The sequence below is a fragment of the Lactobacillus sp. RTP31084st1_F9_RTP31084_210423 genome (assembly GCF_040919545.1).
In the GTDB taxonomy this organism is placed as follows: Bacteria; Bacillota; Bacilli; order Lactobacillales; family Lactobacillaceae; genus Lactobacillus; species Lactobacillus paragasseri.
Genome location: NZ_JBCOVH010000002.1, coordinates 325,185 through 340,178, shown reverse-complemented (window position 1 = coordinate 340,178; position 14,994 = coordinate 325,185). Strand labels below are relative to the sequence as shown.

Below are 14,994 nucleotides of genomic sequence, written 5' to 3'. Positions count from 1 at the left end.
AATGATCATTTAGTTTTTATGCTAAACGATCATTTTTAATTTATTCAAATAATCTAGGATATTTTTCTTGAAAACTTGCTATTTTTTCATAACTTTGATCTAAATCGTGCTCAACTTCACGATAGATGGGAATAATATCTTGATAAACTGCAACATTTTTAGGATTAGGAAAATAAACCTTGCTCTCATCAATTTTCTTAGCGATTTTTTCTAAATTTGCTTCTCTTTTCATCCCCACCTGTGCCAAAAACATTGCTGCTAAAGTTCCGCTTTGGTCATTTTTAATTATAATTACTGGCAAATTAAAAATATCGGCAATTAACTGTCTCACAAAATCACTCTTTACAAAACCACCAGTCACTCTTAGTGCCTCTGGTTCACCAATTTTTTCACGTAAGCCTCTAGCTGCACCCAAAAGATTAAAAACAATTCCTTCTAAAACACTGCGTGCCATTTGCGGCTTAGTGTGATTTCTAGTGAGTCCAATAAAAGATCCACGCGCCTGGGCATTCCAAATTGGAGCCCGTTCCCCGCCCAAGTAAGGATGAAAGATCAATCCATTGCTTCCAGCAGGGACACTTTCTGCCACATTGATAAAATCTTCAGCTGTCTGATCAGGACCAAAAATTGTCTTTCTAGCCCATTCAAATACTATACCGCCATTGTTTACTGGTCCACCCAATAGGTAGTGCTTCTTATCTACTGGATAACAAAAGAAACGATTTTCTGAATCAACTATCGCCTTTGACGCAATTACTCTCACAGCACCTGATGTACCAATATTTAAAGCAAAAGATTTATCATTTAGAACTCCAACCCCAATTGTTGATAAATATCCATCACTTGCACCTAAAATAATTTTGGTCTGATCAGTTAATCCTAATTTTTGAATATAATTGGGAATTATTCCTCCCACAACAGTCTCTGGTTTATCTAGGATTGGCAGTTTTTCTTTTTCTAAAGTGATCTGGTTAAGTAAATCTTCATCCCAAGATAAATTATTTAAGTTCAGCAATCCCGTCCCAGCTGCCATTGTTGTATCTGTCATCATTTTTCCGGTTAAACGCCAGATAATGTATTCTTTGATTCCAATCCACTTTTGCACCTGTGCAAAAAGTTCTGGCTTTTCTTCTTGAATCCACAGCAATTTATACACAGGAGCCATTGGATGGGGCGGCATCCCGGTTCGCTGATAAATACTATTAGCTAATCCACTCTTCTTTGCAGCAGTTACAACTTCTCTACTGCGGTTATCAGCCCAAGTAATACTATTAGTTAATAATTGATTATTTTTACCAAGTCCAATTAAGCTATGCATTTGACTTGACCACGAAATTGCCTTTACTTTTCCTGAAGCCTTTTTACTTAAGTCAAAAATAATCTTTTGCACAGCATCAAAAATTACTTGCGGATCTTCTTCAGCTTGATCCACTTTTTCCTGAATTAAGGGATACGGAATTGTTGATTCTACAATCTTTTTACCATTTTCTTGATATAAAACTCCCTTACTTGCTGTTGTGCCAATATCCATTCCAATAATATAGTCCATTCTACCGCCCCTTTCTTTTAAAATATATTTTCTCATAAAAAAAGAACAATCCCTAGAGATTGTTCTTTGGTGGTCAAACAATGCGTGACCACGGTGCGTAGAATTATTGTTTTTAGGTGATGTTACTTCTTAAGATTTTCGTTGACGAAGGCTTCGATCTTATCGTCAGAGTCTTTCAAGAACGGAAGCATGTCACTTTCCGTCTTCATGGTATCTCTACCATTCTTTTCCATAAAGTAGTCCCATAGTGCGTCTCTAACAGGCATGTCAGAATCGCTCCAATCAAAAACTTCCTTCATGTGACGGTCTAACAATTCTGTCTTAATAACTTCATCTGCCATCTTAAAATTACCTCCTAAATAAATTCTACAACCTTTATTATAGTCTTTTTATCACCTCTATGCGAATTTAAAACAATTCTTTTTGCATTTTTGCTTTGCAGCGAGCCTTTGCTTGCAATAATTGATAACGGCTATATTTTGTTTTCTGACTTGCCTCTTCGATCGTTAATTCTCCTAAAAAAACTTTTAGAGCAATTACTTCTTTATCAGAAAGCTTTTTAATAAACTTTTGATACATTTCTTTTCGAGGCGTGATATGCATTTCTTCGACTTCTTCTTTAATTAAATTTTTCTGCACTACATTGTCGTAAGAAATTGATTTAGTAAAAGCGGTCCTTTTTTGGGCTAGTTCATACCTTAAAAGCGATCTTAAATGATTATAGAATTTTGTTCGATAGTAGGCACCAAAATTATCTGCTCGATCTTCATCATATGTGCAGCAACTCTGATAACACATAATTAACGCTTCTTGTTCCCAGTCATCGTTATCAAAATTACGAATGAAAAAATTCATTTTAGCGCCATTGATTAAAGGCCGGTAGCGATCCAAAAGCTCATGTAAAGCCTTCATATCTTGCTTTTCTTTCACCCTTCTAATCAAGTAAACTTCATTCACTTTTTCCATCTCAGGAAATTCCTCCTTTTTCTATTTGATAATCAGAATAAAAAAAGAATGAATCCTTTCTAAGGGAACGAATGTTTATGGGATACAAGTATAGCAAAGTTGTGCTTAGTTTCGGAACGATAATTTCTTATCTGTTAAAAAATTATTATTGCATAGTCTTACTTAGGGCCTTAAACCACAAGGCGCTTCTTTTTAAATGCCTATCTTGACTAGCGAAATCCACATAAATTAAGCCGTAACGTTTATTATAGCCATTTGACCATGAAAATTGATCTTGTAAAGACCAAAGGAAATATCCTTGCACATTAACTCCTTCATTTCGAGCCTTTAAGATAGCTGCCAAATGTTGGTCAATAAAATCAATTCGGTAATCATCATCAAGATACTGTTTCGAACTATCCCACGCTTCTTTTGCACCCATTCCATTTTCAGTTATATAGATCACAGGATAGTCAGGGTAATCGTGTTCTATTCTCTTTAGTACGTCATATAGCCCTTCAGGATATATATTCCAGTCCCAATCTGTTGTCGGAATAGCGGGATTTCGCACATCTTTACCAACCCCATGAAAGGCAAAAATACTACTACCTTTTTTTCCATTACCGTTATGATAAGTTTCACTTGGTCCTTCATAACTAGCAACGGTTTGATTTTGATAATAATTAATCCCCAGCATATCATTCTGCTTACTTGCTTGTTTGAGAATCTCAAGATCTTCAGGAAGAATCTTTAATTCAGCATTATTTGCAACTAAAATTTCCTTAATTAAAGGCTGCGTTCGATCAGAATAAAAACCTAATAAGGTTCCATCTAATAAAAAGCGATTCATAAATGCATCTCTTAAATCAGCTGCATGTCGATCTGCTTCTGAATTTGTTGCTGGATAAACAGGTTGAATCACATGAATTAACCCAATTCGTCCCTTATATCCTTTAGCTTTAAAGAGATTAACTACTTTTGCATGTGCTACTAATTCATTATGCTGAGCCTGAATTGCATCAGAAACATCAAATAACTTATTAGGGGGAAAAGTTCCTTGAATATACTGACACATAGCTAATGAAATCAATTCGTTAATCGTAAACCAATTATCAACCTCGGCGAATTCTTGAAAACAAAAGTCTGCATATTTTACAAATTCATTGATCATTTCTCTATTAAGCCAATCACCTTGATCAAACAAAGTCTTAGGGCTGTCAAAATGATGTAGTGTTACATATGGTACTAAATTATTTTTTAAGCATTCATGAAAAAGTCGATGATAGTATTTAACCCCTGCTTCATTTGGCTTGTTCGTTACATAACCATTAGGGAAAATACGAGTCCAAGCAATTGATATACGAACTGCATTTAGCCCCAGATTATGGGCCAATTTTAAGTCTTCTGGATAACGATGATAAAAATCACAAGCAGGATTGGGTGAGAAATTTCCTTGACTTTTCAAATAGTCATCCCACATAATCTTTCCTTTACCATCTAAATTTGTATTTCCTTCAACCTGGTAAGCCGCAGTGGCTGCACCCCATACAAAATTCTTGGGTAACTTTTTTACCCTTTTCAATAAAGTTGACATACTGCCTCCGTCATTTATTAATATCATTGATTAATAGTTTCAAACATTCATTAGCATGTTGCGTCATATAAATATATTGCTTCCCAGTAGTGGTAATCATACGAGCATTATTTTGTTTACATTCCTTCGCAAGTTCATCTTTCATGGTATCCATTTGTGGCGCTAAAATTACTACATCCATTCCAGATATTAAATCATGATGTGATCCAAATGCAGCAGCTGCTGCATTTAAAGGTAATTTATCTTCTTTAGCTAACTTATTAAGTGACTTAGCTAAAATTCCAGATGTCCCACCGCCGGCACATAAAACTAAAACATTGAGTGCTTGTTGATCTTTAGTTTTGCCAAGTGGAATTTCAGATTCATTAAATTTAGGTTCAGCAGACGTTACAACCGATTTTTTATCATCTTTTTCTTCAAGTTCTTCCTTTTTTTCTTCTTGGGCTAGCATTGAAGCGTCATAAGCCTTAAAAAATGGATAATACAATAATGAATCAACTACTAGTAATAAAATTCCTAGTAATAAAGCCAAAATATTAAAACCAGTTCCCATCCACAATCCTAATGTTGGCGGCGTGGTCCATGGTAAGTTGTAAATAAATGACGGCATATGAAGCACATCAACAAAAATTTTAAAGATCCAAACATTAAGAATTGGCGCAAAAATAAAAGGTATAAAGAAAATCGGATTCAAGATTAATGGAGCACCAAACAATATAGGCTCATTAACACCAAAAATAACTGGAATTGTTGATGCACGTCCAACTGCTTTTAATTGTTTAGACTTAGATAAAAAAGCAAACATAAACGTTACTACTAAAGTTGCTCCAGTTCCTCCTAAAGTAGCAACAAACATTTGAATTCCTTGTGACAAAATATGATTAGCGCCTTGAATATTTCCAGAATTAAATGCTCTTAAATTAGCTTCAACATTGGTTAGATATATTGCCGTAACTGCTGGTTCAACGATTGAGGGCCCTTGAATTCCGATAAACCAGAAAAACGCCATTGCACCATAAATAATTGCCAACCCAACATACCCATCCGCTGCGGTAAAAAGTGGAGTTAGGCTTTTAATTATCCAAGCTGCCAAATTCATATTAGTTAAAGCTCTAAAAATTAGCGTAAATGCCCAAAAGAAAGTAGTTGCTAAAGCAAACGGAATAATATTCTTAAAAGCTTGAGCAATATTTTGAGGTACTACATCAGGTAGCGTGATCGTGACATTATGTTTAAAACAAAAATAATAAATATTAGGTACAATAAATGCTACCAAGAAGGCACAAATTAATCCTTTAGTTCCAATCATATCAGTAGCTAAATATAAATTTCCTTTATTTAACAAAGTATCTATTGCCACAAATGCAAAGGAAATTTGAGCTGTATATTGAACTCCAGCAACTGGAATTTGATTAGTTTTTGGCAACTTTAGATTTAAACTTCCAGTTAAGGCCTTAGCTACAGTAGAAGCGGCCATTAAGGACAAAAAGCCCATTGATAAGTTATAAAATAAATTTAAAGCTGTAGCTACTTTTTTAGGCCAAACAAATCCCCAAATTTGAGGCACATTAGCAATTAACAAGAAAAAACTTGAAAAGATAATAATTGGCATTAGCGCGATAAAGCCATCACGAATTGCTCTTAAATATTGATTAGTCGCAACTTTTCTAAAAAATGGCTGCGCTTTTTCAATTCTTTTTACCAACCCATCCATTTTTACTCCTCCATTTATTTAGTTCATTTCTTCTTTAAGCTGCTCAATTTCAGCTCGCAAAGCTAAATTTTGCTTATACAAATCAATGAAATATTTAACTTCATCACGTAAAAGCATTGTTGTCATTAGTGTATCTTGTCCATGAGACATAATAAAAGTTGTCTCTAATTCTTCTCCATTAGCTTCTTGACTCATTAACTTAGTCTGTGCATTATGCGCATCTACTAATGAATTATTTGCTTCTTCAATCAACTTTTCAGCTTTTTCAAATTTTCCTTCACGAGCTAATTTAAGAGCATTTAACAAGTCTGTTTTTGCGTCTCCAGCATAAGCAACAATTGTAAATCCAACCATCGAAATTTCTTCTTTACTAACCATCTTTTTCTCCTAGTATTTTGAACTTTTCTCATAAATTCTTTGAATATGAACAATCAAATACAACTTTTCCTCATCCGATATTTCCCATTGAAAATCTTGTTTCAACTGTTCATCTATTTCTTTTACTACTGCAAATGATTCCGGATATTCGGATATTAATTCATCCTTTACTTTTTTAGTAATATCCGATGAGCGAAATTTTTCTCCCTGCTCTAATCTCCTGAAAAGATATTGCAAATGAATCATAAAACGCTCATATTCATCATTATTACTAGCTAATCGATAAATATTATGTTGATCAAGAATCACCTGAACTATATGCAGCATTTCTTCAATGTTGATCATATTTTTTGGTTGATTAAACTGCTTTTTTTCAGGAATCTTTGCATTAATTAAATGCAACATAATATTTTTTCTTTCTGATACCGGCAAATTAATTTTTAGATCCCGTTCAATTATTTTTACGCTTTCTTGCGCAATTTTATTTTCCAGAGGATATTCATCTTTAATATCAGGAATTTGGCTTGCTTGATAAGTATTATCCAAGATTCGATGATATACTCCTAAAATATGCTCGCTCAACGACAAGTAAAAATAATCAAATAATTCATAGTGATACTTTCTATGTGCGTGATCAACGACATGCATAGTAGTTACAGCAATATCTACTGGTGTATTCTTTAATAATGAGAAAATAGTCCGTTTTGTTGCACTATTTTCAAGATAAAAAATATTTTCAACTTTACTCGTATCTATCTCCTTTCCTTCAGTTTTTTTAAAAGCAATTCCGTTTCCGACTACAACTGCTTCACGATTATTGCCTAGCTCAACCAAAGCTGAATTATTATTAAACACGCGCTTGATCAACAACAATTCTCCCCACCTCCTTAAAAAAGGATAAAAAAAGACTACTGAATAAACTCCACTAACGTATTGCTAGTTAGAGTTATTCAGTAGTCTCGCCTAATCCAATAGTAACAATCTACTTTTTCAATCTCTTACTGATTGTTATCATATCAGGTTCAATTAATATATGCAAGCGTTTTCCTACATTTTTATTTTTCTGGATGACGGCTATTAAACATCCCATAAAGTAAAACACCAGTTGCTACACTAGCATTTAGCGATTGAACATGTCCAACCATCGGGATCGTTAAAGTTTGATCCATTTGCTTTAAAAGAAGAGGTGAAATTCCTTTACCTTCATTGCCGATTACAAGTACAGTCTTACCATTAGCATTCCACTTACGGTAATCTTCACCTTTCATGGCAGTACCAAAAATCCAGTAGCCTCGCTTTTTAAGCATTTTAGTAGTTTGTACTAAATTATTAACTCGAGCAACTGGAACATAGTCAATAGCACCAGTTGAAGTCTTAGCAACAACAGAAGTTAAGCCAGTTGCTCTTCTTTTTGGAATAATTACTGCATCAACGCCTGTTGCATCACAAGTTCTTAAGATTGAACCCAAATTATGAGGATCTTCAATTGAATCAAGCATTAAAATAAAGGGATCTTTCCCATCTTGGTCAAATTTATCAAGAAGCTTATCTAAATCCGCATATTCAAATGGAGCGACTGTTAAAACCAATCCTTGGTGGTTTTCATGATTAACCATTTGATCCAATTTATTTTTCGGAGCATTCTGTACAACTAAATTCTTTTTACGTGCTAATTGATAAACTTGATTAGCAAATTCTTCTTGAACGCCATTTTGTAAAAAAACTTTATTAATTAAGTTAGCATCCTGCGTCTTTAAGAAGTCGATTCCTGCATGACGTCCATATACAAACTCATCATTATTCGAACTCATAGTTGTCTAATCCTCCCTGTTCTACTTGGTCAATGCACCAATTTGCTAGCTCATCAACACGCTCTTTTTTGCCTAATAAATCTAAATAGCCAAACATTGCTTCAAAACCAGTTGATAACTTATAAGTATTGATCGAAGTATTTTTAGCGTGGGTATGACTTTTAGCATTTCTTCCACGCTTAAAGGCTGCTAATTCATTTTCATCAAGCATATTTAAGTCTTGCATCTTTGTAATCAAAGCAGCTTGAGCTTTAGCTGAAACATAGTGCGTTGCATATCTTTGAAGCATTTGTGGTTTCACAATACCGCCTTTCACAAGGTGGCGTCTAATATAAACTTCATACACTCCATCACCTAAATAAGCTAGGGTAAGCGGTCCTAAGGCATCTGGATTAGTCTTTTTTTCTGTCAAAACCTTTGGTTTAAGCACGGTGCCACCTCGTTCCTTGTGGGGTATCTTCAATTACAATGCCTTTTGCTTGTAGTTCATCTCTTAAACGATCACTTTCAGCCCAGTTTTTATTTTTACGAGCTTCATCACGTTTAGCAACCATAGCTTCGATCTCGTCTTCGTCATCAGCCTGCTTTTCATTAAAGCTAACACCAAAAATTTCAAGCCAATCAAGCAACAATTTCTTGGCCTTTTTTAAAGCAGGTTTATCCACTTGATCTTTTTGAAGATGCGTATTTAGGGTTGAAGCTAGGTCATACATAATGCTCAAAGCATTTTGAACATTAAAATCGTCATCCATTGCTTCAATAAACTCAGCCTTTGCCTGCGTTAAATTATCCCTTAAAGTATTATCTTCAAGAGGTTCTTGCTCATCTGCTAAGCGAGCATCAAGATTACGCAAGGTATTTTGATAACGTTTAAGAACAGTCTCTGCTTGTTTTAAACCGTCTTCAGAATAATTAATTGGACGACGGTATTGAACACTAGACATATAGAAACGTAAAACTTGTGGATCAATTTCCTTTAAAATGTCATGCACTGTAACAAAGTTATGTAGCGACTTTGACATTTTTTCTTGTTTTTTACCCACAGTTACAAAACCGTTGTGCATCCAATAATTAACAAATTTCTTACCAGTTTTAGCTTCACTTTGAGCGATTTCATTTTCATGATGTGGAAATTCTAAGTCTTGACCACCGCCGTGAATATCAATCGTCTCACCGAGATACTTAGTTGACATTACTGAACACTCAATATGCCAACCTGGACGCCCCTTTCCCCATGGAGAATCCCAAGCAATTTCATCGTCTTCTTTTTGAGCTTTCCATAAGGCAAAATCAATTGGATCTTCCTTCTTATTTTGCTCCTCTTCATTAATATGTTCAGAAGCACCTTCTTCAAGTTCAGCAATATTTTGATCGCTTAATTGACCGTAGTGAGGGAACTTTTTAGCACGATAATAAACATCCCCGTCAACTTCATAAGCAAAGCCCTTATCAATTAGATCTTGAACAAAATCAATAATTTCTTTAATTTCATGAGTGGCTCTAGGATGAAGAGTAGCTGGCTCAATATTTAATGCCTCTGTATCCTCCATAAAAGCCTTAATATAGCGGTCAGCAAGTTCACCTACAGTCGTATGTTCTTTGCGGGCTTCATTAATCATCTTATCGTCAACATCTGTAAAGTTAGAAACATATTTCACATCATAGCCGCGATATTCAAAATATCTACGAATTGTATCGAATGCAATCACGCTACGGGCATTTCCAATATGAATATAGTTATAAACAGTTGGTCCACAGACATACATGCTTACTTTACCAGCTACTAATGGCTTAAACTCTTCTTTTTGCCGAGTTAAAGTATTAAAGACCTTCATGATCATCCTTCTTTCACTTAAGACATTTATTTCCTAGTATATTCTAACAAAAAAAGCTACGCTTTCACGTAGCTTTAACTTTATCAGAAATAATTAAAGACCTAAATCGCTTAATTGCTTCAAAGTTAAATCAATGTGCTTGTTAACTTTTTCTTTACCCATTAATTCAATAGCTTCACCGATACCAGGTCCAACCATTGAACGAGTAGCAGCAATTCGAATTGGCATAAATAATTTTCTACCCTTAACGCCAGTTTCATGACGAGTAGCTTGAATTGCGTTCATTACTTGAACAGCAGTAAAGCGAGGAATTGCATTTAATTGTTTCTTGAATTCTTCAATTACAGGACGAGCGTCGTCTTTCTTAATCTCTTCGATTTCTGCATCAGATAATTCTGGAGCTTCTTCAAAGAAGATCTTAGTAATATCAACAATCTGCTTAGTGTAAGACATTTGAACAGCGTAAATATTTACCAATTGACGAACCCATTCCATCTTTTCAGGTGAAATTTCTTTGCCAACCAATCCTGCTTCTTGTAAGTTGTTCAAAGCAAGATCTAATAAAACATCACGATCGGCTTTCTTAACGTATTGGTTATTAATCCATTCAAGCTTCTTTTGATCAAAAGCAGCTGGTGACTTAGATAAACGCTTAGGATCAAATGACTTAATTAGTTCTCTTTGTGAGAAAATTTCGCTTTCACCTACAGGTGACCAACCAAGCAAAGTAATAAAGTTAAACATTGCTTCTGGCAAGTAACCAAGGTCACGATATTGTTCAATAAATTGAAGAACTGATTCGTCACGCTTAGAAAGCTTCTTACCAGTTTCAGAGTTAATGATCAAAGTCATATGACCAAACTTAGGTGGTTCCCAGCCAAGTGCTTCATAAACTACTAATTGCTTAGGAGTATTAGCTACGTGGTCGTCTCCTCTAAGAACGTGAGTAATTTCCATTAAGTGGTCATCAATTACAACTGCGAAGTTATAAGTTGGCATACCATCACGTTTTTGGATAACAAAGTCGCCACCAATAGTATCAGATTCAAATGATACTTTACCCTTAACCATATCATCCCAAGCATAAGTTCTATTTTCGGGAATGTGAATACGAACAACTGGCTTTAAGCCTTTTGCTTCTGCATCTGCTTGAGCTTGCTTAATTTCATCAGCGGTCATACCTTCGTATTCATAAGTGTAGTGAGGAGCAATTCCCATTGCACGTTGTTCTTCACGTTGTGCTTCTAGTTCTTCCTCAGTCTTGTATGAATAGTAAGCCTTACCTTCATCAATTAATTGCTTAATGTATTTATTGTAAATATCTTTACGCTCTGATTGGCGGTAAGGGCCAAAGTCGCCGCCCTTATCAGGACCTTCATCCCAGTCAATACCTAACCAGTGCAAGTTCTCCATTTGGGACTTAGAACCGCCTTCAACATTACGTTTTTGGTCAGTATCTTCAATTCTTAAGACCATAGTCCCTTTATTATGACGTGCAAATAAATAGTTAAATAATGCAGTACGTGCGTTACCAATATGCAAGTGACCTGTTGGACTTGGTGCGTAACGAACACGGATTTTTTGTTTTGCCAAAATTAAAGCGCCTCTTTCAAAATTTATTAAAATTCATCCATTTAAGTGTAACTTTTAACGAGCAAAAGTTCAATCTATCTTCTAATTAAAAACCAGTTTTAAAGCTTGCGGCAAACTTGCTACACCAATTACTTCAATCTCAGAATTATTCTTAAGCTCAGTAGTTAAATTATGTTTTGGAATAAAAATTCGCTTAAAGCCTACTTTAGCAGCTTCTTTAACTCTAGCTTCAATTTGATTAACTCTTCTAATTTCACCGGTTAAGCCAACTTCGCCTACAAAACAATCAGTAGAAGAAATTTCTTTATTTTTATAACTAGAAGCTACAGCCATACAAATTGCCAAGTCAATCGCTGGCTCATTTAATTTAATTCCACCTGTTGCCGTTAAAAATGCATCTTGATTTTGTAACATTAAGTTACCACGTTTTTCTAAAACCGCTAATAATAAGGCTACACGATTGAAATCTAACCCCGACGTAGTTCTTTTAGCATAGCCAAAGGCAGTTGGAGTTACCAAAGCTTGAATATCGGCTAGAAGTGGCCTTGTTCCTTCAAGCGAAACGACAACTGCTGAACCTGTAGAATTTGGTAAACGTTCGTCTAAGAAAATCGCTGAAGGATTATTTACTTCTGTTAGTCCTTCATTTTTCATTTCAAACATACCAATCTCATTAGCTGCACCAAAACGATTTTTGACAGACCTTAAAATTCGATATGAATGGTGGCCATCCCCTTCAAAGTAAAGGACAGTATCAACCATATGTTCCATAATCTTAGGGCCAGCAATTGCACCTTCTTTAGTCACATGTCCAATAACAAAAGTAGTAATCTGATCATTCTTGGCAATCTTCATTAACTCACTCGTAACTTCTCGAACTTGAGAAGCTGATCCAACCATCGAATCAAGAGATGGCTCATTCATTGTTTGGATAGAGTCGATTACCAAAAAATCCGGCTTAATTTCATCAATCTGTTCACGAATATTCTGCATATTGGTTTCAGGATAAAGCAAAATTCCGCTGTTGCTTACACCTAAACGATCAGCTCGCATCTTTATCTGACTAGCCGACTCTTCTCCTGAAACATATAAAACACTATGCTCTTTAGCTAAAGCACCGGTAATTTGAAGCATCAAAGTTGACTTACCAATTCCAGGATCTCCACCAATTAAAACTAAAGAACCCGGAACTATTCCGCCTCCTAGAACTCGATTTAGTTCTTCAAAAGGAGTTACAATTCTTTTTTCTTTTTCAGCTTTTACTTCATTTAATTTTACTGGATCATTATTTCCAATTTTAGTCATTAAGCGACTAGCAGTTGCCTTGGTTGATACTTTTTTTACTTCTTGCGTTTCTTCTTCAAATTGATTCCAGGCACCGCAATTAGGGCATCTACCTAAATAAGAAGCTGAAATATAACCACAATTACGGCACTTATAACGTGTTTTAACTTTTGCCATTATTCTTCATTCCTTGTTCCAGAAGAGCCAAATCCACCAAGACGTTGTCTTTGAACTGGTTCATCATTATCAGCTTTCAGATAAGGCATAAAAATTCCTTGACCGATTCGTTCGCCTTTCTTAATTTTTAGTGGACGAACTCCGTAATTAATCATCTGAAAGTAAATCTCACCTTCATTTTTTTCATTATTATAATAGTCACTATCAATTACTCCAATCCCATTCGGCAAGGTAACATTACGCTTATAAGTGTTCGACGAGCGATTGGCAAGAATCAAAACTTCATCTTCTGGCATATAGGCTTTAATTCCCGTTGGTACTAAAAAAGGCTTTAAAACTTTTTCTGCTAATTCAAGGTCTCGTTCATTCAGCTCATGGCTATTTCTAATTAATCTGAAAATTCTAACAAAATTCATACACCAAATTGATGGTAAAACTATATCTTGCGCACATTCAAAATCATAACCTGCACTGGCAATTGTTTGTCTTTGCGGCAAGTGCAAGCCTGCATTACGATATTTAGATACTATTTCAAAACCACGTTTTTTCATTATTTTCCCCTCTTTTTCCTAGACCTATATTTTACGTTAATTCTCGTAAGATGTCCCTGATTATATATACGAAAAAAATCATTTATTTTTTTAATAAATTTTATGAACCAATATTCTTTTTCTCAATCACTAGACGTTTATCTTTAATTTAAGCTAAAATATACTTAAGCTTTTTTTAATTAAGGAGGAAGACTATGAGCAAGGAAATCACAAACGATCTTATTAATGACTTTGAAAATGACTTTAACTCAAGTAAAGCTAACAAAATTGCAGCTCGTGCTGCTCAAGAAAACGGTATTTTCAAGGCTAGTCAAAATTTACAAACTAAGATTGATTTAGATCCAACTTTTTCAATCGAAATTGATACTGGTAAAGTTGCTAACCAAAAACAATCTGGCCGTTGCTGGATGTTCAGTGCTTTAAACACTATGCGTCATTCAATTCAAAAGAACTTCAAAATTAAAGATTTTGAATTATCTCAAAACTACACTAACTTCTGGGATAAATTTGAAAAATCAAACTGGTTCTTTGAAAATGTAATCGCTACTGCTGACAAGGACTTAGGCGATCGTAAAGTTGCTTTCCTATTTGCTACTCCGCAACAAGATGGTGGTCAATGGGATATGCTTTGCGGAATTATTGAAAAATACGGTATTGTTCCTAAGAAAGTTTACCCAGAAACAGCTAATGCAACTAACTCTAGTGCATTAAACGATACCTTGAACACCTTACTTAGAAAAGATGGTCTTGAATTACGTAAGATGGTTCAAGCTGGTAAGAGTGAAGCGGAAGTTCAAGAACGCAAGAATGAAATGCTTCGCGAAGTTTACCGTATTTTAGCAATTTCTCTTGGTGTTCCACCTAAGCAATTTGATTTTGAATATAAAGATGATGATGGTAATTACCACAGAGATGCTGACTTGAGTCCACAAGACTTCTTCAAGAAATATGTTAACTGGGACTTGAGCGAATACATTTCCACAATTAATGCACCAACTAAAGATAAGCCTTTCCATAAGGTATTTTCTGTTGAATACTTAGGAAATGTTGAAGGCGGTCGTCAAGTTCGTCACTTGAATTTACCAGTTGATGAAATGAAGGACTTAATTATCAAGCAACTTAAAAATGGTGAAGTTGTTTGGTTTGGTTCAAATGTTGTTAAGGACTCTGAACGCCAAGCCGGTTTACTAGACACCGAATTATACAAGCGTGATGATTTATTTGATGTTAACTTTGATATGTCAAAAGCTGATATGCTTGATTCAGGGGAAAGCATGATGGATCACGCCATGGTTATTACTGGTGTTGACTTAGTAGATGGCAAACCTACTAAGTGGAAGATTGAAAATTCTTGGGGCGAAAAACCAGGATTTAAAGGTTACTTTGTCATGAGTGATAAATGGTTTGATAAATTTGTTTACCAAGCAGTTATCAACAAGAAATACCTTAGCGACGACTTAAAGAAGGCATTTGATGAAGGAAGCAAAGCCCCAATTCAATTACTTCCTTGGGATCCAATGGGCGCTTTAGCTAAAAACTATTAATTTTAACTCTTAAAACAAG

General features: G+C 35.0%; 14 protein-coding genes. 1 reads left to right on the top strand and 13 read right to left on the bottom strand.

Translation table 11 applies throughout. The features are described 5' to 3' along the window. Positions 1–40 precede the first annotated feature (40 nt). From AB5359_RS06960 to AB5359_RS06900, 13 genes are all read right to left on the bottom strand, one after another. Positions 41–1,549 carry a gluconokinase gene (locus tag AB5359_RS06960; protein ID WP_048685642.1) on the bottom strand — a complete coding sequence of 503 codons (1,509 nt, stop codon included), beginning with the start codon at positions 1,547–1,549 and terminating at the stop codon, positions 41–43. 122 nt (positions 1,550–1,671) lie between these two features. Beyond that, on the bottom strand, positions 1,672–1,890 hold the full coding sequence (locus AB5359_RS06955) for a hypothetical protein (protein WP_003649422.1): 219 nt from the start codon (positions 1,888–1,890) through the stop codon (positions 1,672–1,674). A gap of 67 nt (positions 1,891–1,957) precedes the next feature. After that, entirely contained in the window at positions 1,958–2,515 is a 558-nt protein-coding gene (locus tag AB5359_RS06950) for a sigma-70 family RNA polymerase sigma factor (protein WP_003649423.1), read from the bottom strand. Between the two features lie 145 nt (positions 2,516–2,660). Continuing rightward, positions 2,661–4,088: a 6-phospho-beta-galactosidase gene (lacG, locus tag AB5359_RS06945; protein WP_368279869.1), complete on the bottom strand. Its 1,428-nt coding sequence runs from the start codon at positions 4,086–4,088 to the stop codon at positions 2,661–2,663. A gap of 10 nt (positions 4,089–4,098) precedes the next feature. Continuing rightward, complete coding sequence (locus AB5359_RS06940) at positions 4,099–5,802, bottom strand: PTS lactose transporter subunit IIBC (RefSeq protein ID WP_039157473.1); 1,704 nt, start codon at positions 5,800–5,802, stop codon at positions 4,099–4,101. An 18-nt stretch (positions 5,803–5,820) separates the two neighbouring features. Continuing rightward, positions 5,821–6,180, bottom strand: a complete 360-nt coding sequence (locus AB5359_RS06935) for a PTS lactose/cellobiose transporter subunit IIA (RefSeq protein WP_003649426.1) — start codon at positions 6,178–6,180, stop codon at positions 5,821–5,823. Between the two features lie 9 nt (positions 6,181–6,189). Beyond that, positions 6,190–7,035 (bottom strand): PRD domain-containing protein, encoded by an 846-nt coding sequence (locus AB5359_RS06930; protein WP_232610091.1) that lies wholly within the window; start codon positions 7,033–7,035, stop codon positions 6,190–6,192. A 200-nt stretch (positions 7,036–7,235) separates the two neighbouring features. After that, positions 7,236–7,991 (bottom strand): 23S rRNA (guanosine(2251)-2'-O)-methyltransferase RlmB, encoded by a 756-nt coding sequence (gene rlmB / locus AB5359_RS06925; protein WP_020807200.1) that lies wholly within the window; start codon positions 7,989–7,991, stop codon positions 7,236–7,238. Continuing rightward, positions 7,978–8,421 carry a Mini-ribonuclease 3 gene (locus AB5359_RS06920; RefSeq protein ID WP_003649429.1) on the bottom strand — a complete coding sequence of 148 codons (444 nt, stop codon included), beginning with the start codon at positions 8,419–8,421 and terminating at the stop codon, positions 7,978–7,980. The genes rlmB and AB5359_RS06920 overlap by 14 nt, the downstream gene beginning before the upstream one ends. Beyond that, a complete protein-coding gene (gene cysS, locus AB5359_RS06915) occupies positions 8,414–9,826 on the bottom strand; it encodes a cysteine--tRNA ligase (protein ID WP_077410137.1) in 1,413 nt (470 codons plus the stop codon). The genes AB5359_RS06920 and cysS overlap by 8 nt, the downstream gene beginning before the upstream one ends. Positions 9,827–9,919: 93 nt before the next feature. Further along, entirely contained in the window at positions 9,920–11,419 is a 1,500-nt protein-coding gene (gene gltX / locus AB5359_RS06910; protein WP_003649431.1) for a glutamate--tRNA ligase, read from the bottom strand. A gap of 81 nt (positions 11,420–11,500) precedes the next feature. Further along, the gene (radA, locus tag AB5359_RS06905; RefSeq protein WP_003649432.1) at positions 11,501–12,880 is read right to left on the bottom strand and encodes a DNA repair protein RadA; all 1,380 of its coding nucleotides are present in this window, start codon (positions 12,878–12,880) and stop codon (positions 11,501–11,503) included. Then, positions 12,880–13,431 (bottom strand): dUTP diphosphatase, encoded by a 552-nt coding sequence (locus tag AB5359_RS06900; protein WP_003649433.1) that lies wholly within the window; start codon positions 13,429–13,431, stop codon positions 12,880–12,882. The genes radA and AB5359_RS06900 overlap by 1 nt, the downstream gene beginning before the upstream one ends. Positions 13,432–13,625: 194 nt before the next feature. Here AB5359_RS06900 and pepC point away from each other — a divergent pair, with 194 nt between their 5' ends. Beyond that, on the top strand, positions 13,626–14,975 hold the full coding sequence (gene pepC, locus AB5359_RS06895) for an aminopeptidase C (RefSeq protein ID WP_048685634.1): 1,350 nt from the start codon (positions 13,626–13,628) through the stop codon (positions 14,973–14,975). The last annotated feature ends 19 nt before the right edge of the window (positions 14,976–14,994 follow it).